This window comes from Planktothrix sp., assembly GCF_046067725.1.
In the GTDB taxonomy this organism is placed as follows: Bacteria; Cyanobacteriota; Cyanobacteriia; order Cyanobacteriales; family Microcoleaceae; genus Planktothrix.
This window is the reverse complement of sequence record NZ_JBJUDF010000253.1, coordinates 1-18,409: the sequence shown is the minus strand read 5'-3', so window position 1 is coordinate 18,409 and position 18,409 is coordinate 1. Positions and strand designations below refer to the sequence as shown.

15 protein-coding genes are annotated in these 18,409 nt (G+C 39.9%); 7 read left to right on the top strand and 8 right to left on the bottom strand.

The window, feature by feature from the left end; translation table 11 throughout:
* Nucleotides 1-18: 18 nt before the first annotated feature.
* The 3 genes from recO to ACKPEB_RS15810 form a co-directional block, all read right to left on the bottom strand.
* Complete coding sequence (gene recO / locus ACKPEB_RS15820; RefSeq protein ID WP_408965898.1) at nucleotides 19-948, bottom strand: DNA repair protein RecO; 930 nt, start codon at nucleotides 946-948, stop codon at nucleotides 19-21.
* An 8-nt stretch (nucleotides 949-956) separates the two neighbouring features.
* Nucleotides 957-1,646: a deoxyribose-phosphate aldolase gene (deoC, locus tag ACKPEB_RS15815; protein WP_408965897.1), complete on the bottom strand. Its 690-nt coding sequence runs from the start codon at nucleotides 1,644-1,646 to the stop codon at nucleotides 957-959.
* Nucleotides 1,647-1,745: 99 nt separating this feature from the next.
* The gene (locus tag ACKPEB_RS15810; protein ID WP_408965896.1) at nucleotides 1,746-3,059 is read right to left on the bottom strand and encodes a DNA cytosine methyltransferase; all 1,314 of its coding nucleotides are present in this window, start codon (nucleotides 3,057-3,059) and stop codon (nucleotides 1,746-1,748) included.
* A 309-nt stretch (nucleotides 3,060-3,368) separates the two neighbouring features.
* Here ACKPEB_RS15810 and ACKPEB_RS15805 point away from each other — a divergent pair, with 309 nt between their 5' ends.
* The 3 genes from ACKPEB_RS15805 to ACKPEB_RS15795 all read left to right on the top strand — a co-directional run bounded on the left by ACKPEB_RS15805 (nucleotide 3,369) and on the right by ACKPEB_RS15795 (nucleotide 7,665).
* Entirely contained in the window at nucleotides 3,369-5,225 is a 1,857-nt protein-coding gene (locus ACKPEB_RS15805; RefSeq protein ID WP_408965895.1) for an EAL domain-containing protein, read from the top strand.
* 93 nt (nucleotides 5,226-5,318) lie between these two features.
* Nucleotides 5,319-6,731, top strand: coding sequence for an ATP-binding protein (locus ACKPEB_RS15800; protein ID WP_408965894.1), 1,413 nt, complete (start codon nucleotides 5,319-5,321; stop codon nucleotides 6,729-6,731).
* A 61-nt stretch (nucleotides 6,732-6,792) separates the two neighbouring features.
* The gene (locus ACKPEB_RS15795; RefSeq protein WP_408965893.1) at nucleotides 6,793-7,665 is read left to right on the top strand and encodes a tetratricopeptide repeat protein; all 873 of its coding nucleotides are present in this window, start codon (nucleotides 6,793-6,795) and stop codon (nucleotides 7,663-7,665) included.
* Nucleotides 7,666-7,751: 86 nt separating this feature from the next.
* On the opposite strand, the gene ACKPEB_RS15790 is transcribed toward ACKPEB_RS15795, so the two are convergent.
* Nucleotides 7,752-8,153 (bottom strand): response regulator, encoded by a 402-nt coding sequence (locus ACKPEB_RS15790; protein ID WP_408965892.1) that lies wholly within the window; start codon nucleotides 8,151-8,153, stop codon nucleotides 7,752-7,754.
* Between the two features lie 474 nt (nucleotides 8,154-8,627).
* Between ACKPEB_RS15790 and ACKPEB_RS15785 the strand changes: the two genes are divergently transcribed.
* The 3 genes from ACKPEB_RS15785 (at nucleotide 8,628) to ACKPEB_RS15775 (ending at nucleotide 12,103) form a co-directional block, all read left to right on the top strand.
* Complete coding sequence (locus ACKPEB_RS15785; protein WP_408965891.1) at nucleotides 8,628-11,192, top strand: DNA topoisomerase (ATP-hydrolyzing) subunit A; 2,565 nt, start codon at nucleotides 8,628-8,630, stop codon at nucleotides 11,190-11,192.
* Nucleotides 11,193-11,695: 503 nt separating this feature from the next.
* Nucleotides 11,696-11,839: a hypothetical protein gene (locus ACKPEB_RS15780; protein ID WP_408965890.1), complete on the top strand. Its 144-nt coding sequence runs from the start codon at nucleotides 11,696-11,698 to the stop codon at nucleotides 11,837-11,839.
* A 15-nt stretch (nucleotides 11,840-11,854) separates the two neighbouring features.
* Nucleotides 11,855-12,103: a gas vesicle protein GvpG gene (locus tag ACKPEB_RS15775; protein WP_408965889.1), complete on the top strand. Its 249-nt coding sequence runs from the start codon at nucleotides 11,855-11,857 to the stop codon at nucleotides 12,101-12,103.
* A 184-nt stretch (nucleotides 12,104-12,287) separates the two neighbouring features.
* On the opposite strand, the gene ACKPEB_RS15770 is transcribed toward ACKPEB_RS15775, so the two are convergent.
* Entirely contained in the window at nucleotides 12,288-12,983 is a 696-nt protein-coding gene (locus ACKPEB_RS15770) for a hypothetical protein (RefSeq protein ID WP_408965888.1), read from the bottom strand.
* A 388-nt stretch (nucleotides 12,984-13,371) separates the two neighbouring features.
* Nucleotides 13,372-14,394 carry a type I glyceraldehyde-3-phosphate dehydrogenase gene (gene gap, locus ACKPEB_RS15765; protein ID WP_408965887.1) on the bottom strand — a complete coding sequence of 341 codons (1,023 nt, stop codon included), beginning with the start codon at nucleotides 14,392-14,394 and terminating at the stop codon, nucleotides 13,372-13,374.
* 323 nt (nucleotides 14,395-14,717) lie between these two features.
* Here gap and ACKPEB_RS15760 point away from each other — a divergent pair, with 323 nt between their 5' ends.
* Entirely contained in the window at nucleotides 14,718-15,872 is a 1,155-nt protein-coding gene (locus ACKPEB_RS15760; RefSeq protein WP_408965886.1) for an ATP-dependent 6-phosphofructokinase, read from the top strand.
* Nucleotides 15,873-15,874: 2 nt separating this feature from the next.
* On the opposite strand, the gene ACKPEB_RS15755 is transcribed toward ACKPEB_RS15760, so the two are convergent.
* Together ACKPEB_RS15755 and aspS are read right to left on the bottom strand one after the other, a co-directional pair.
* Nucleotides 15,875-16,243: a cyclic nucleotide-binding domain-containing protein gene (locus ACKPEB_RS15755; RefSeq protein WP_408965885.1), complete on the bottom strand. Its 369-nt coding sequence runs from the start codon at nucleotides 16,241-16,243 to the stop codon at nucleotides 15,875-15,877.
* Nucleotides 16,244-16,540: 297 nt separating this feature from the next.
* Nucleotides 16,541-18,331: an aspartate--tRNA ligase gene (gene aspS, locus ACKPEB_RS15750; protein WP_408965884.1), complete on the bottom strand. Its 1,791-nt coding sequence runs from the start codon at nucleotides 18,329-18,331 to the stop codon at nucleotides 16,541-16,543.
* Nucleotides 18,332-18,409: the final 78 nt, after the last annotated feature.

Below are 18,409 nucleotides of genomic sequence, written 5' to 3'. Positions count from 1 at the left end.
AGATATCCGAACTGGTTGTTAAAAGGGTGGGTCAACAATAAATTGGTGGGTAAAGGTATCAATCAGCAACCCTGAACGGATCGGATAACCTAAATGATATTCTGTATATTGTCGCAATATCCGTTCTACTGTCATCCAATCCCAAGCTGAGGACGAAGAGACTGGATCAAGGAGTTGCGGTTGGGCTAAGTGTTGCAAAATGGCTAACTGCGGGGCGGTAAGTTTAGTATTAATTTTAAGTTTAGGTTGAGGAACGGTTTCAATGGTGTAAGAGTTCCCTGACTCGTGAACAACCAGGGATTTTGAGGCGATAGCAGTTGATTTTTGAGGTTGGGGACGGGGTGGACTGTTGAATTTTGTCCATTCGGATAAGTTAATAATTCCTCCCCCATCGACACTAAACCCGACTCGCCACTGTTCATCTGCAAAATTAGGTCGCAGCAAACGTTGAGTTAAACAACATAATTGTACTTGGGGTGCTGTTCCAGCTAGGGCGAGAAGATGGAAAATGCCTTGAGTTAAAGTGGCAATAATTCGGGTAGAATTGGCAATTAAGGGAGAATTGGGAAGGCTTTGTAAACGGTTTAAATGTTCATTGAGTAAGATAAATAAATCTTCTTGAGGATGTTCGCTTAAGGCTTGATTGAGAACTAATTCGGCTAAATATTGACTCGCAGCTAATTTGCCTAAATTTTGTCCTAATCCTGCATAGGTGGTGACGGTTTCGGCTTGTGTGATTTTATCCAGCGATCGCCCTTTTGCAATTAATAATTGATTCACCACAAATAGTTCACTGCGTCCTCCTAAGCGAGATTTGGGTTTTCTGGCTCCGGGTGCAATCACTCGAATTAATCCAAATTCCCGTGTTAAAATCGTTAAAAGGCGATCAGATTCTCCAAAGGGTTTTCCTTTTAAATTAATCCCTGTAGCAAGATAGGTTTTACTCATTATGATGGTTAACTTTTAATCGAATTTTTATTAATTTCTGTTGTTAAAATCTCAACTCCCCTAGAGGTTCCTAAACGAGTTGCTCCCGCTACAATTAAATCAACGGCTTGTTCATAGGTTCTAATTCCACCGGATGCTTTAATTCCAATTCGTCCTTTTGTAATTGATTTAATCAACCGAATATCCTCAACAGTTGCGCCTCCATACCAACCTGTACTGGTTTTAATATAAGCTATTCCTGCATCCATTAAAATTTCAACGGCTAGGCGTTTTTCATCTTCTGTCAAAACGGTTGTTTCAATAATTGCTTTTACTGTTTGTCCGGTTTCTTCACAAATTTCTGCTATTTCTCGATGTAAATTATCGCTTTTTCCTGTTTTTAACCAACTTAAATTAATCACAACATCTAATTCTGTGGCTCCATTTTCCACCGCTTCTTGAGCTTCATAGAGTTTAACTTTAGAGGTTGTTGCTCCTGTGGGAAAACCGATAACCGTTGAGACGTTTGGGGATTTTCCTTGAAGTAGTTCTTTCGCGAGTTGAACATAACTGGGAAACACACAAACCGATGCAAATTTATAGCGTTCGGCTTCATAACAACACTGTTGAATTTGTTCCGGTGTTGCGGTTTGATTGAGTAAGGTATGGTCAATATAGGGAGCAATATCTAATTCTTTAGGATTAATAGATTGAACCATAGGATGAATGGGAATAGGAGTCTAAACTTAACTTTATCTTCTTTAATTTTACCAGAAATTGCTTTTCTTAGGATCTCAAATAGTTGACTGTTACTAAATTTAATTTTTATATCCTCTTTTTCTGGGTTCGATCCAATTGGGATCAACATTATAATATTGGGCAGCTTGTACTCGATTCAAATAAAGTAACCTTTGGTTTCCTAATAATTTTTGTTCGGTGGGTTGCTCAGGAATTATCCCCAAAACCTTGATAATTTCTGAAGCAATTGCTTTTGCTAATAAAGGCGGAACAGAGTTACCTACTTGTCGAAATCCATGCCATTTTGTCCCCTGAAATCTAAACCAATCAGGATAGGAATGTAACCGGGCGGCTTCTCGAACGGTAATACAACGGGGAGAATAGGGATGAATGGGACGAGGAGAGGTAAATGCACCTCGGTTACTTGGAGTTCCGGCTCTTAAAGTATTACATAATCCGTTGGGATTAAGTTTATGAAATCGACTAACTTTTTCAGTTTTTCCCCATTCTGTTGCTTCAAACCGAGCAATTGATGTGGGGTTATGTTGCGATCGCAAACTACAGGTTAACAATCGAGAATCAAAAAATCTGGGATAGGAAAAATTATTTCCTAACTGAACTAAACCTCTCATGATTTTAGCATAAAAACTTGGTTTTTTATATTCCGCTAAAATACAATCTTTTAAGAATAATTCAGGATATTGCTCAATGGTTGGTAAATCTCCAATGGCATCCCAAACCGTCGGACAAGATGGAAGTGTCAGAAATTCAGCCTTGGTTTTAGAATTAATTTTCGGGGGTTTTGTTAATGGATGAGGATAACCTGGTAATGGGAAATCTCCCCGACATCCTAATAGAAATAAACGAGAGCGATCTTGAGGAACACCATAATAGGACGCAGTTAAAACTTGATAAGGTTCTACAACTTTATAGCCATTTTTATCCAGTGTTTCAATAATCTCAGCGATAAATTGTCGATGTTTGCCAATGGTTAAACCCGGAACATTTTCTAAAACAAAATATTTCGGCTGTAATTCAAAAATCAACCGGATAAAATGAAACATTAAATGATTTCGCGGGTCATCAAACGCTCGTTTTCCAATTAAGGAAAAACCCTGACAAGGTGGGCCTCCAAACACAACATCAATATCTCGATGACCTATCTCAGAATAATTCCTAATTTCTAATCCTTTCACCTGTTCAATATTGCGACATAAAATTTTACAAAAACGGAAATTATATTCATGGGTCGCACAATGAATGGGATCAAGTTCTACTGCGGCTAAAACATCAAACCCCGCCTGTTCAAAGCCGAGGGTCATTCCTCCCGCACCCGCAAATAAATCTACAGCGATCGGCCGTTGTTGAGTTTGCACGGTTAATCCTTCTGACATTGAAATCAGGAAAACAAGAATTGTATTATACCCTTAGATGCCCATCAAGAATACAGTTGATTTTTACCTCGGATCTAACTGCGTTTTCAAAATATCTTATAATTTTATACTAGACTGTGATTCGATTACAAAACTTTGTTATCTTAGAAATCATGACTCACCATTTAACGGTAGGGAACTGATATCCTCCTGACCTCTTCTCTCCAAAATTTTATCATTTCATTACCCTAGAGATTCTGATCTAATGGTGCTAATGAATGATTGTTGTTTTGCTGAGAGACTCGATTGATTACATACAGTGACTTAGAAATGAATAATTTTTCTCATCAAGCGTTTAAAGCTGATATTTTAATTGTAGATAATACCCTAGAAAATTTAAGAGTTTTGTCCACGACTTTAATGGAGCTTGGGTATCAAGTTCGCGAAGTCATGACCGGAAAAATGGCAATTCAGGCGGTACAAACTTTACCCCCTGATTTAATCCTCCTTGACATAAAAATGTCAGATATGGATGGTTATACGATTTGTAAACATCTCAAAAAAAATCAAAAAACTTCTGATATTCCTGTGATTTTTTTTAGTTCTCTCAATGAAGTGATTGATAAAGTGAAAGCCTTTGAAGCGGGGGGTGTTGATTATATTAGTAAACCCTTTCAATTTGAAGAAGTAATTGCTCGGATTCAAAATCAAATTTCCTTACAAATGGCTAAGGCAGAAATTCGGAAATTGAATCAAGAATTAGAGAAACGAGTTCAAGAACGAACGAAAGAATTAGAATTAGCAAACTTGCAATTAAAAACTTTAAACCAACGGCTAGAACAAGAGATCATCGAACATCAAAAAACACAAAAACGATTGTTACACATGGCTTCCCATGATGCTCTTACCAGTTTACCCAACCGTGTGTTATTTATGAATCAGTTGATGCAATCTTTAAAACGTACCCAGAAGGAACCAGATTATCAATTTGCTGTGTTATTTTTAGATTGCGATCGCTTTAAAGTAGTGAATGATTCCTTGGGTCATTTTGCAGGAGATCGGCTCTTAATTGCCATTGCTCGCCGTCTTAAAATTCATTTAGATCCGACGGATATGTTAGCTCGATTTGGGGGAGATGAATTCACAATTTTATTAGAAAATATTCAAGATTCTGAAGATGCCATTCGTTTAGCTCAAAAAATCCAAATTTCTATGAGTTGGCCGTTTGAATTTGATGATCAAGAATTATTTATTAATGCCAGTATTGGAATTGTGGTGGGAAATCGAACCTATGAACAACCTGAACATTTATTAAGAGATGCAGATATTGCGATGTATCAAGCCAAAGCTCAAGGGAAAGCTCGCTATCAAATTTTTGATACTCAAATGCACTACCAAGCGCAACAACGCTTAGAATTAGAAACCGATTTACGACGGGCTTTACATCGTCAAGAATTTATCTTATATTATCAACCGATTATTTCCTTAGCAACCGGAAGAATTACGGGTTTTGAAGCTTTATTACGATGGCAACATCCCCAAAAAGGGTTAATTTCTCCTGGGGATTTTATTCCCGCCGCCGAAGAAACAGGATTAATTATTCCCATTGGGTTATGGGTGTTACAACAAGCTTGTCAACAGTTAAAAAATTGGCAAGATCAAGGTTTACTGAAAGACTTAATTAAAATGAGTGTCAATTTATCCGTCAAACAATTTTCTCAAGTTAATTTAATTCAAAATATTGATAAAATTATACTCAAAACCCAATTAAATAGTCAATATCTAAAACTAGAAATTACAGAAAGTGCTATTATGGATAATCCTGAATTAGCAACGGAGATTTTACAACAACTCCGAGATCGCAATATTCAGTTAAGTATTGATGATTTTGGCACAGGATATTCCTCTTTAAGCTATTTACATCGATTTCCTCTGGATCATCTCAAAATTGATCGATCTTTTATTAAACCCCTGCGTGAAACTTGCCAAAATTTAGAAATTCTTCAAGCAATTATTACCCTAGCCCATCATCTGAATATGACGATTACCGCAGAAGGGGTAGAAACCGCAGAACAGTTGTCCTTACTCAGAAGTTTAGGCTGTGAGGAAGGACAGGGTTATTATTTTTCTCCTCCGGTTGACGCCAATATCGCCCAAGCCTTACTTCAACAGAATCCCCATTGGTAATTTAAAATTAATTGATTTTTAGTCGAATTTTTAAAACTTAATGTTAATCTATTTTGTAGCGAACTGTGTCATTAATACGGGTGGTAAACAGCCTTGACCGAAGTATCTATACCGTATTTATGGGAAAATCCTACTGGGGGAGATTTAGGATTAGAATCGACCCTGGAAGATTTACCGTTGTATGATTTCCAAGCGGTTTTAAGTTGTTCTGTCCGTTCTCTGGTTCAACAATTTGAAAGACATCCCTTGCTTCCGGGTGTGATTATTGTCGATGAAAAAGAAAACAACGAATCAGAGTTTTTAGGGATGGTTTCTCGGCGAGCACTGTTAGAGTTTTTCTTACGTCCAAAAGGATTAGAATTATTTTTAGATGAATCTCTGGATGTTATTTATAGTTATCTTGGCACACCCCTATTAGTTTTATCGGCACAAACTTCGATTTTAACTGCAAATCAACAAGCTTTAAAACGGTCTGCACCCGGATATGTCGATCCCATTGTAGTTCAAGGAAATTGGTCGTCTCCGCCGCATGATTCTTGGATGGTTCCCTATCGGCTTTTAAATAGTCATGAACTCAATTTAGCATATTGGCAAATTCGAGGAATTGAAACCCAAGTTCGCTATGAACGAACTCAGGTTCAACTCTTAAAAAGTGAAAAAATGGCAAGTTTAGGACGATTAGTAGATGGGGTCGCCCATGAAATTTTAGATCCCGTTGGATTTATTTGGGGAAATTTAACTTATCTGATCGCATATAGTGAAAGTTTAATTCAACTTTTGGATGCTTATGATATTAATTATCCTCAACCAATTTCAGCCATTGAAGAATTAAAAGAAGAAATTGAATTTGATTTTTTACGTCAAGATTTTCCGCGAATTTTATCGAGTATTAAAAGTGGCACAGAACGACTCAGCAAATTAGCCACCAGTTTACAAAATTTTTGCCATATTGATGAAATTCATCCGAAACCTGCGGATTTACATAGCCATTTAGATAGTATTTTACTGTTAATAAAAAGTCGAATTGATCGAGATATAAAAATTATTAAAAATTATGGTCATTTACCTCCTGTCACCTGTTATATTGGACAATTAAACCAAGTTTTTATTAATGTGCTGATTCATGGATTTGATGCTTTACTGAATCAAGCGATTAAACAAGATTGGGTTGATGAATATGGAAATACTCAAGGCGTTGAACCCTCAGAACTTCCTCAAATTGTGATTACAACTGAGATGATTAGTTTAGATTCATCTCAAACCCACTCGTCTGAAACCCCTCAACAACGCTGGGTTTCCATTCGCATTGCTGATAATAGTCCGGGGCTATCCCCCGAAGAGCAACAGCAAATCTTAGACTCATTTTCTATTCCTAAACAAAGTCGCCAAGAAACCAGTTTATCTTTGAGCTATCATATTGTGACGGCTAAACATGGAGGACAGTTCAAATTTCGATCTCAACCGGGAATCGGGACAGAATTTGAGATTTTATTACCGTTTATTTAAAAACCATTGTTCGGTCTGTGCTATAAAAGAAAAGGAAACGCATTGCATTAAGGCTTTGACTGTGCCAAATCGAACTCTAATTCTGTCCGTTCTCGCTACCCTCAGTCTGTGGAATATCGCTCAACCCGTCATGGGACAAGCTTTAATTCCCTATACCCCCGCACTTAATTCAGAACAACTTGAACAAACCGGATTAGGATTACTGGAAGAAGCGGCTCAGTTAACCCGATTTCAACAATATCAATTAGCCTTACCTCGTGCTGAACTCGCCACTCAATTAATCCCAGAAAATTATCAAGCTTGGGCATTATTAGGAAGTTTATATTTACAATTAGAAAACCTCGATAAAGGAATTGAGTTACTGCAAAAAGCTAGTAACTTAGCACCGCGCGAAGCCGGGGTTCAATTTATTTTAGGAGAAGCTTACTTTAAAAAAGGCGACTATCAAAAATCCATTCAATTTTTAGAAGCCGCTTTAAAAGCTGACCCCAATGTTCCAGGGGCTTTATTTGATTTAGGCAATGCTTATTATAAATTGGGGCGGTTTGAACAAGCCATTTTGCAATATGAGAAAGCCTTTGCTCAAGAAAAAAACCTTTGGCCGGCGATTAATAATGTGGGGTTGGTGAAATATGAACAAGGAGAAATTGAGACCGCCATCGCCAAATGGCGACAAGCTATCACCATCGACCCCAAAGCCGCAGAACCGATTTTAGCGTTAGCCGTTGCGCTGTATCAAAAAGGTCAAACCCAAGAAGCGTTATCTCTCGGAGAAATGGCTCTTGGTCTGGATAGTCGTTATGCGGATTTTGAGTATCTCAAAGAAAATCTGTGGGGTGATCGCTTATTAAACGACACCCAAAAATTCTTAGCCACACCTCAAATGCAAAAAATCTTGGTTGAAGTTAAAGACGCTCAACCTTCATCTCCCTAGATGTTTAGGAATACAAGAGGTAGGGACTGGAAAAAAGATCAAGATGAGTCCCTCTCAATTAAATTCCCCAGTAACCCTCTTGCAGCTTACTCCTCTGGTGGCAAAAAGGATTTAATTTTATCCACGAACTTTTGATGATCAATAACGGGTTTCGAGATATAGTCATCGGCACCACTTTGAGCTAGAAAATCTTCCCGATCTCCGGCCATAGCGTGAGCCGTGACTAAAATAATCGGAACTTTAGCCGTTTCAGCATTCTTTTTAAGCTCTTGTGTAATTTTAATTCCATCAACGGCTTTACCTTGATAGACACTACGGGCTAGGGAAACGTCCATTAAAATTAAGTCGGCTTCCCCAGTTCGAGCCATCTCCATGACTTCTTCCACATTTTCCGTGTGTTTAACGGCTAATCCACCCCGTTTTGTCAAAATTTTTGAAAAAACACGAGCATTAACTTGATCGTCTTCTACAATCAGAACGGTCTTCATTTGAGTCTCCCACCGGACATACTCTCCAGTACCGAATTGCCATCATACCACGCCCTTTCCAAGAGTTGGCAAACGGAAACCCATCCAAAAGCGTCTGGTTTTCAGGAGCACAGCGTTTGTTTCACCCTTTTCTCGGTTGAATTGATAGCAGATTCAGTATGATCTGATCTTAGAGTAAAAGACTTTTCCTTGAAAAAACAGCAAAAAAATGCTGAATTTTCCTGAGTCTGTTGTCTCTATTCTCGCCAAAATTCCGCCTAAATCCCAATTGCTCCGTACAATTACTGAGATCTTAGATCAACCCCTTTGTCCATTGCCTAAAACTTGATTGACTCGTCAAATTGAACGCAATTGGTTATCCTCAAAACAGTAAGGGTCAGATCAACAGACCCTTGTGAGCGAGATGGAGTGGAAACACCCTATCACGACATCATCTCAGATCAAAACCCTATCCCTGTCGACTCACCTAAACTCATGGCTAAACAATTAAACCTCTTTTCTGGGCAAGTGATCACCACATCGCTGCATACGGAGATGCAACAGTCGTACCTCGAATACGCCATGAGTGTGATCGTTGGACGGGCGTTGCCAGATGTTCGTGATGGGTTAAAACCGGTTCATCGTCGGATTATGTACGCGATGCACGAATTAGGCTTAACTCCTGAGCGTCCCTACCGCAAATGTGCCCGCGTGGTTGGGGATGTGTTGGGGAAATATCATCCTCACGGGGATCAATCGGTTTATGATGCTTTAGTGCGACTGGTTCAGGAGTTTTCCAGTCGTTATCCTCTGTTGGCGGGTCATGGCAATTTTGGGTCTGTAGATAATGACCCTCCAGCCGCCATGCGCTACACCGAAACTCGTCTGGCGGCCATTGGTCATGAAGGGTTATTGTCCCAAGTCGGGGAAGCAACGGTTAATTTTATTAGTAATTTTGATAATTCTCAACAGGAACCGACGGTTTTACCCGCCCAACTTCCGTTTTTATTATTGAATGGCTCATCGGGAATTGCTGTCGGGATGGCGACGAATATTCCGCCTCATAATTTAGGGGAGGTGGTTGATGGGTTAATTGCTTTAATTGATCATCCTGAATTATCGGATCAACAATTAATGGAATTGATTCCGGGGCCAGATTTTCCAACGGGGGGCGAAATTATTAGTACAGAAGGCATTACAGAAGCTTATACCCAAGGAAAAGGTAGTATTGTGGTTCGCGGAATTGCCAAAGTTGAGGAAGTTCCAACGGCTCAAAAACGCCGAACTAAAACCGCAATTGTGGTGACAGAATTACCGTTTCAAGTCAATAAAGCGAGTTGGATTGAAAAAATTGCAGGGTTAGTTAATGCGGGAAAATTAGATGGGATTTCGGATATTCGAGATGAAAGCGATCGCGAAGGCATTCGAGTTGTTATAGAATTAAAACGAGAAGCTACCCCCGAAGTTGTTTTACATCATCTCTATCAGCAAACAGAATTAATGACGAAATTTGGGGCAATTTTTCTGGCTTTAGTTAATGGTCAACCCAGACAATTAAGTTTAAAACAAATTCTCCAAGAGTTCCTTACCTTTCGGGAACACACCTTAACTCGTCAATACCGCCATGAATTAGAAGTAGCAGAACGTAGATGTCATTTAGTTGAGGGATTATTAATTGCTTTAGAACATTTAGATAATTTGATTGATATTTTAAGGAATGCCCCCGATGGTTCAACGGCAAAATTAACCTTAGAAGATCAATTAGGCTTTAGTGATGCTCAATCTGATGCTATTTTATCCATGCCCATGCGTCGATTAACCGGGTTAGAACGGCAAAAGTTACAAGAAGAGTTTAGTCAATTAACGACTCAAATTCAACAGTTAAGACGGTTATTAAATGAACGTCCTGAACTGTTGAAATCCTTAAAAAAAGAATTCCGAACCCTGAAGCGAAAATATGGAGATGAACGACGAACTCGAATTATTACCCCCAAGGGTCAAACAGCCATTGCATCGGGGGATAAAACTGAAGAGAAAACCTCGAAAAAATCCACAGAAAAAGCGGTAGAATTATCGGTTTCTCCTGATTTATTACAACCCTTACCACCAGTGGATGAAGAAACGGTTGTAGAAGTTAGTCATCGCGGTTATATTCGGCGACTGTCCCCTAAAACCAATGATTCTAAACGCAATAATAATGACATTCGGACGGAGATTCAAATTGAAGAAAATGATGATTTTATCACCCAAACCTATAGCACTCGCACCCGTCAAAATTTGGTGATGATTATGCGAACTGGAAAAGCCTATCCGTTGAGTGTGGCGGATATTCCCCTGGGGAATAATCGTTCTAAAGGGAAACCGATTATTACCTTATTATCTCCCTCTGCTTCTAAGGATACATCTGTTAATCCCCAGGACTTAATTATCGCTGAATTTTTATTATCGGCTTTTCCTGATAAAACGGATTTAATTACCTTAACCCAACAAGGGAAAATTAAACGTTTACCTTTAACAGAATTAAGCGAATTAACCAACCGGGGGAGTACCATTGTTAAACTGAAAGAAGATGATGAATTATGGTTTGCAACCCTTTCTAAACCCGACGAAAAAGTGGTATTAGCGACATCTGGGGGACGACTTCTCCGCTTGGATATTAATGATGAACAACTTCCCCCAATGGGGAAAGCCGCCCAAGGATCTCAAGCGACTCGGTTACGACAAAAAGAATATTTAATCGGATGTGTCACTTTATCGCCAAAAAGCAGTTTATTATTAGTTACAGAACAAGGGTATATTAAACGAATTTCGATGGAACATATCCGCAGTAGTAACCGAGGCGGAATTGGAATTTCCATGCTGAATTTTAAATCCCCTGATGATACTTTAGCGGGAATTGCACCGGCTAAACCCCATAAACAAGTTCATCTTTTAACCAGTGAAAATCGCATTGTTCATATCCCGACGGATCAAATTCATCTCTCACCCAAAGATGGTACAGGCGATCGCTTTTTCAAACTTAAACCCGATGAAAAAATTATCTCTATCCAATATCCATAGATGGGTAAAATTGGCACACACGCCAGCATTTAATTCGCAAAAAAAGGCGAGTTTACAACAACTATAGTCAGTTTTAATCAATTGTCAGGGCGAGGTAACCTCGCCCCTACCAGGAAATCACAGTAGTTTTGGGGATTAATTATCTAATTGACTATTTCATCAATTCAGGGCTTTCATGAATACTGATCCTGATATCGCTATATGTTGATAAGTTTTTATAATTTATTTTTGAATCAAGTTTTGTTATTTTAAAGATTGTCAGGAAATTTTGATTTTTTATTGAACATTACTCTCAAATAGTTGACGAGAGAATGGGGGTTCTGGTACGCTTAAGGAAATACCTGTCAAGGGCTTATTGTGTCTATCGGTAAAAACCCAGCTTAAAACCCCCATGCTGTCGTTAAAAATCATGAGATCTTGACCCAAAAGCAATTTAGCAATACACAAATTTTAGGGCAGGAAGCTTCAAGCCTAAACCGATATCTTGACAAAATTGACTTGTTATGATAGATGTCATTGCGATCGCAGAAAGTCAACCAGAATTCAGTGATCACATTGAAGAACTAGATCACGATTTGAATGATCGCTTAGGAATGGGCTATAATCATTTTACAGCCCCGTTTAATTGTGTCCAACTCGACCCTTAATCCGAGGTGTTCTGTATGGTATTACGATTATTATTATCTCCAATAACAGCACCCTTTAACAGTCTAATCTGGATCGGTGAACAAATCTTAGAACGCGCTGAAACCGAACGAGATGATAAAGAAAATTTAAGCAAGCGGTTATTAGCGCTTCAGTTAGCATTTGATATGGGAGAGATTACCGAAGACGAGTTTGAAGCTCAAGAAGAAGAGTTATTGCTGCAAATTCAAGCGTTAGAAGATGAAAATCGGGATGAAACCGATTAAGCTATTTTTGCAGAAACTTAGGTCTTAATATTCTATTGATCTAAATTTTGATCAAGTGTTGCTTCCGATTTTTGACCAGGCATTGTGATCACTTTCGGTAAAATAGGGCGTTGAGAACGGAAAGGAAGCATAATAACGGTTGTAGGAGTACCCACTGATTTGAACAACAGAATTCCTAGAGATCCTAAACTTTATTTTTCTTCATTAACTCACTGATTTTACCGATTTTCTTCTGAGGGTTTTGGGGAGAGAAACGTTTGGTATCAGCAGAATAATTCCAAGCGATCGCTTCTGGGTCACGTTGATAACTCCATTCTGAAAATTCCGGTTTCGTTTTCCACTTACTCAGAGTCGTAGGATGCACTCCTAAGCGTTGAGCGAGTTCCGACTGGTTTAACGTTGAGGATAAAACTGCATCAGAGAGAGGTTTAACCGGAAATAAAACCACTGATTTCGGTTTTTCCGCCGGGGGTGAGGGAACAGGTTGTGCAAGGGTAGAAACAGGTTGAGCAGTGGGAAAATAGTAAATCATTCCCCCAGTGTCGGTAATTTCATACTGGGCGGCGAACTCGGTGGCGCGTTGGTCAAGATAGTCTTGGACTTTCGTGCCCGACTGTTTCGAGTGCATGGCTAAATCTAAGGCGGTAATGCGTCCTTGGTTTTCCCGAATGAGTCGATAAAAAACGTCATCCAAGGTTTCTAATTGATGCTGCTGACGCTGTTGATAATATTTCCACATCCGCCAAGACCCCCATCCCCCAACAGTTAAAATGGCTAAGGGGAATGCTTTCTGAAGGATAAACAAAACCACCGCAACGGGGAGGAGAAGCGTTAAATATCCGCGTTCAGGGGTCTTTAGGTTTGGGTTTGAGTCTGACATGGATAGGACGTTAGCAAAGGTGACTTCTTCAAATATTGAATAAAAAGTCTATTTTTGCAAGGTGGGTGTTTACGAATTATGAATTACGAATTACGAATTACGAATAGAGAAGTGGTACTCTGGCAATGGGCAATTTTTACGGCTTCATGGGTTCTCTAATTATCTGTAGCACAGATTTAAGGATGTCATCTTAAATTGAAGGGATGATGGGTTAATAATCCTAAAATATAAAATAATTTTTTAGAAACCGGGTTTCTGCATGAGATTCATTATAAAAAATTAAGATATCTTAAGAAACCCGGTTTCTGTGAGTCATTTACAATTTTTGAGAAACCCGGTTTCTACATTAGATTCATAAGATTTTGAGAAACCCGGTTTCTGTGAATAATTACAGAATTCCGTCTTTTTTCGCCATTGAAATCATCAAATCAACAACACGACAAGAATAACCCCATTCATTGTCATACCAAGCCACAATTTTGAAGAAATTAGAATTCAGTTCAATACCTGCTTTAGCATCAAAGGTACTGGAACTGGGATCTGTGGTAAAATCTGAAGAAACCACTTCATCTTCGGTATAGCTTAAAATCCCTTTCATTGGGCCTTCGGCTGCGGCTTTCATCGCGGCACAGATTTCTGCGTAGCTGGTGGCTTTTTCTGTGCGGAAGGTTAAGTCAACCACTGAGACATCGGGGGTAGGAACTCGAAACGCCATCCCGGTGAGTCTGCCTTTTAACTGCGGTAACACTAAGGTAACAGCTTTCGCCGCCCCGGTAGACGCCGGAATAATATTTTGCGCCGCGCCGCGTCCTCCCCGCCAATCTTTCTTACTAGGGCCATCAACGGTGGGTTGAGTTGCTGTCATGGCGTGAACTGTGGTCATTAACCCTTCGGCTAACCCAAAGTTATCTTGAATCACTTTAGCAACGGGGGCTAAACAGTTGGTGGTACAACTGGCATTAGAAACAATTAAATGGGCTTGGGGGTCATATTCTTCATGGTTCACCCCGACTAATAAGGTTTTCACTTTATCCGGGTCTTTGGTGGGGGCGGAAATAATTACCCGTTTTGCACCCGCTTCAATATGTTTGTAAGCGCCGTCATAATTGGTAAATAACCCGGTACATTCCACCACATAATCGACGGTATCTTCTTTCCAAGGAAGTTGGGTTGGGTCTTTAATTGCTGTACAACGAATAAAACGTCCGTCTACTAAAATGCCATCTTCTTTGGCTTCTACCGTACCCGGAAACACCCCATGAGTTGAGTCATATTTGAACAAATAAGCTAAGTTATCCGGGGGAACTAAATCATTAATTCCCACAAATTCCACATCGGGGTGATTAATGGCCGACCGCATAACTAAACGACCAATGCGACCAAATCCATTAATTCCTACTCTTAACGGCATATAATTTACTCCTTTTGACCAAATGAAAAGTAACTTGATTATTCAAGCTACAACTAGGGATAGACTGTAGCACAAGTCTTGATTGTTCAGGTTAATTCTTCCTGTTATCTTAAGGAAATGCTCATCTGAATCTGAAATTTATTCATATAAAATTGAATAAATTTCAAGAAGCCGAGATTTTGTGTGGAAATTTAAAAAAACTTTCTTGACCGAACGTTAAGAAAGGATAAAAAAGACTAATTTTATCGCTTCAGGTGTTAACAAACTCGAAAAATCTAGTTACTATTCAAGTGTAGACAATTTGGCTTCAGCCAAAGGCAAATATGAACAAACGTAAACGGATTGGCATTTTAACCAGTGGAGGAGACTGTCCGGGTCTCAATGCCGTGATTCGGGCCGTTGTCAATCATGCCACATCTGAATATAACTGGGAAGTGCGCGGCATTCCCTATGCCACTCAGGGGCTCATTGAACGGAAAAGTGTTGTATTAAATTCTTATGGTTTAGAACGCCATGGCACTGATCCTTTATTAAGTATGGGGGGAACGATTTTAGGTTCCATCAATAAAGGAGATACAGAAGGCCGTACAGATGATGTTATTCAGGGATATTATGATTTAGGATTGGATGCTTTGATCGCCATTGGCGGTGATGGCAGCTTGGCAATTTTGCAAAAACTCGCCCAAAAAGGCAATTGGAATTTAGTCGGTGTCCCCAAAACCATTGATAATGATGTGGCTCATACGGAATTATCCGTTGGGTTTAATTCGGCGGTGAGTACGATTTTAGATTGTTTAGATCGTTTGAGTTATACTGCCGCCAGCCATGACCGGGTGATGGTGGTGGAAGTCATGGGACGGACAACGGGACATTTAGCGTTACATTCAGGAATTGTAGGCGGGGCGGATGCGATTTTAATCCCAGAAATTCCCTATTCGATTAAAACCCTCTGTAAGCGAATTCGAGAACTCCGCAACCTCTATGGTCGCAAATTTGCCATTGTCGTTGTTGCAGAAGGAGCAAAAACCGCCGAGGGGGAAAATCGATGTTATAAAGATGCCCTCGGAGAAGTGAGGCTGCGGGGAATTGGAGAATATATTGCTACAGAAATTGAAAATAATATTGGCGTAGAAGCGCGAGTCACCGTTCTGGGTCACGTGCAACGGGGGGGTGCTCCTTCCGCGTTGGATCGATTAGTCGGGACAGCTTTTGGTAAGGTAGCCGTCGATTTAATTGCTGAGGAAACCTACGGCCAGATGGTAGCTTGGCATAATAATCATGTGACGACGGTTCCTCTGGAGCAGGTGTTTGCAGATAGTCCTCGATTCCTAAATCCGAATGGATTTTGGGTGGCAACCGCCCGATCTTTGGGAATTTATGTCGGGGAAGAACTGGACTGTGATGATGCCAGTCCAGCCCCTGCCCATCTTAATGGTTTGAAACCCTCGGAATTAGAGGTACTTTCTCAAACAAATTAACCTCAAATATTGTGTTTCATCCGACGTAAACGATCCGAATAACTTTTGAGCACTTCTAAGGCAAACATGGGCGTTTGCTGAACCGCAAACAAAAATCGAGCTTGATCCATAATTGCTAACAGACAATCGGTTTTAGCAATAGCAGTAGACGCTCGTGTTCGATCCGGTTGCACTAAGGCCCCTTCCCCAAACACATCTCCCGCAAATAAGGTTTCTACCACTTTCCCATTCACCCATAATTCAATTTCACCTTGGAGAATACCAAACAGGGTTTCTCCTTGTTGACCTTCTTCAAAAATCACTTGACCTGCAACATACTGTTGTTCAGGTTGTTTGTTAAACAGTTTGACTGTTTCGGCAGGCTGTATCATTGAAGTTAAACTCCCATCCCCAGGAATAGAGAATAATATTAATTTTTCCTTAATACTATCCCAATTTTATCAAGGTTTTTCCGCCCAATCACCCATGCAGTGACTTTTACCCAGTTTCATTTGTTATTGCGGGAAACAAAAAAAGATAACCAGTTAGGTGAAGGTTTAAAAGATTATTGAAGTGATTTTTTTTGCGGTACTTAATGGCATGATAGAGCAACAAAAATGTAGAGTGCGTCATTACAAAGACTCCACCCCCTTTAACAATTATGGAGGGGATGGATTCTTAAAGGGTTTCTATGGGTTTGTTTTGGGTTTATAGGTTGAAGCAACGTAGAGTTCCTTTAACTGTTTTTGATCCACTCCAGAGGGTGCATTGGTTAACAGACAACCTGCTTGTTGAGTCTTCGGAAATGCAATCACATCTCGAATCGATTCTTCACCGGATAACAACATCACTAACCGATCTAAACCGTAGGCAATTCCGCCATGAGGAGGGGTTCCATATTCAAATGCTTCTAATAAAAAGCCGAATTTATTGTAGGCTTCCTCCATAGTTAATCCAATCGTTGAGAAGACTTTTTCTTGAATTTCTCGTTTATAAATTCGTAAACTGCCGCCTCCAATTTCATAGCCATTTAACACTAAATCGTAGGCTTGTGCTCTGGCATGAGGTAAATCCTCAATATCATCGAGATAGGGAGAGGTGAAAGGATGATGTAATGCTTCTAAGCGTTGTTCTTCCTGATTCCATTCAAACATCGGAAACTCAACAATCCATAATAAATTAATTTTATTAGAATCAATCAGTTCCAATTCTTTAGCAACGAGTTGACGTAAACGGTCTAACGTTTTATTGACCGTTGCAATATCTCCTGCACCAAATAACAGTAAATCTCCGGGTTTAGCTTGGGTACGAGTTAAAATTTCCTGTTTTTGTTCGGCGGTTAAATTGTCTTTAATTGCACCAATGGTATCAATACCATCTTCTCGAACTCGAATAAACGCTAATCCTTTTGCTCCGGCATCGCTGGCTTCTTTAAAGATATCACCACCGGGTTTAATTCGCATATTAGAAATCGCTTCATTTCCCCCAGGAATCGGTAAAATTTTGACAATTCCGCCCGAAGCAACCGCCCCAGAAAATACCTTAAAGCCACAATCTTTAACAATATCAGAAACATCCACTAACTCTAAGCCATAGCGGGTGTCAGGTTTATCACTTCCATAGCGATCCATCGCTTCTTTATAGGTTAAACGGGGGAAAGGATGGGGAATTTCAATGCCTTTAACGGTTTTGAAAATATGAGCTACTAAGGCTTCATTTAACGTCAGAATTTCTTCCTGGGTCAGGAAGCTCATTTCCATATCTAATTGAGTAAATTCTGGTTGTCGGTCGGCGCGTAAATCTTCATCTCGGAAACAACGGGCAATTTGATAATAGCGATCAAATCCCGATACCATTAATAATTGTTTGAACAGTTGAGGAGATTGGGGTAAGGCGAACCATTCCCCAGGATTAACTCGACTGGGAACTAAATAATCCCTAGCGCCTTCGGGAGTTGAACGGGTGAGAATTGGGGTTTCAACTTCGGTAAAATGTTCTTGATCTTCTAAGAAACGCCGCATGGCTTTCACAACTTCATGACGCAATTGTAAATTGCGAGTCATGCGTTCTCGACGTAAATCTAAATACCGATATTTTAGGCGTAAATCTTCCCGTACCGTCTCGGTTTCTGAAGCGGAAATTTGAAAAGGTAACTGTTTTCCGAGTCCGTTGAGGAGTTCAATTTGCGCCGCATAAATTTCAATTTCTCCGGTAGCGAGTTTAGGGTTAAGGGACTCTGGAGGACGTTGAGACACTCGCCCGGTAATTTTAACAACATATTCATTCCGCAAACTTTCGGCGGTGTTGTAGGAGTCGGGGGTTCGTTCGGGATCGCTGACAATTTGGACAATGCCTGTGCGATCGCGTAAATCCAAAAATATCACACCACCATGATCGCGGCGTCGATCAACCCATCCGCAGAGGGTAACCGTTTCGCCAATATCGGTAGATCGGAGATTGCCGCAGTAGTGGGTTCGCATGACTCTTAATGAAAGTTAGACTAAGGTTTAAATTAAATCAGGGCAACTTATCAGTATAGATCAAAACTCGTCACCCTT

Excerpts from the sequence above, each read along its gene's own strand:
- ACKPEB_RS15760 (WP_408965886.1), top strand. The coding sequence starts at position 14,718 with ATGAACAAACGTAAACGGATTGGCATTTTAACCAGTGGAGGAGACTGT.
- ACKPEB_RS15755 (WP_408965885.1), bottom strand. The coding sequence starts at position 16,243 with ATGATACAGCCTGCCGAAACAGTCAAACTGTTTAACAAACAACCTGAA.
- deoC (WP_408965897.1), bottom strand. The coding sequence starts at position 1,646 with ATGGTTCAATCTATTAATCCTAAAGAATTAGATATTGCTCCCTATATT.
- recO (WP_408965898.1), bottom strand. The coding sequence starts at position 948 with ATGAGTAAAACCTATCTTGCTACAGGGATTAATTTAAAAGGAAAACCC.
- ACKPEB_RS15785 (WP_408965891.1), top strand. The coding sequence starts at position 8,628 with ATGGCTAAACAATTAAACCTCTTTTCTGGGCAAGTGATCACCACATCG.
- aspS (WP_408965884.1), bottom strand. The coding sequence starts at position 18,331 with ATGCGAACCCACTACTGCGGCAATCTCCGATCTACCGATATTGGCGAA.
- gap (WP_408965887.1), bottom strand. The coding sequence starts at position 14,394 with ATGCCGTTAAGAGTAGGAATTAATGGATTTGGTCGCATTGGTCGTTTA.
- ACKPEB_RS15780 (WP_408965890.1), top strand. The coding sequence starts at position 11,696 with ATGATAGATGTCATTGCGATCGCAGAAAGTCAACCAGAATTCAGTGAT.
- ACKPEB_RS15810 (WP_408965896.1), bottom strand. The coding sequence starts at position 3,059 with ATGTCAGAAGGATTAACCGTGCAAACTCAACAACGGCCGATCGCTGTA.
- ACKPEB_RS15770 (WP_408965888.1), bottom strand. The coding sequence starts at position 12,983 with ATGTCAGACTCAAACCCAAACCTAAAGACCCCTGAACGCGGATATTTA.
- ACKPEB_RS15805 (WP_408965895.1), top strand. The coding sequence starts at position 3,369 with ATGAATAATTTTTCTCATCAAGCGTTTAAAGCTGATATTTTAATTGTA.
- ACKPEB_RS15775 (WP_408965889.1), top strand. The coding sequence starts at position 11,855 with ATGGTATTACGATTATTATTATCTCCAATAACAGCACCCTTTAACAGT.
- ACKPEB_RS15790 (WP_408965892.1), bottom strand. The coding sequence starts at position 8,153 with ATGAAGACCGTTCTGATTGTAGAAGACGATCAAGTTAATGCTCGTGTT.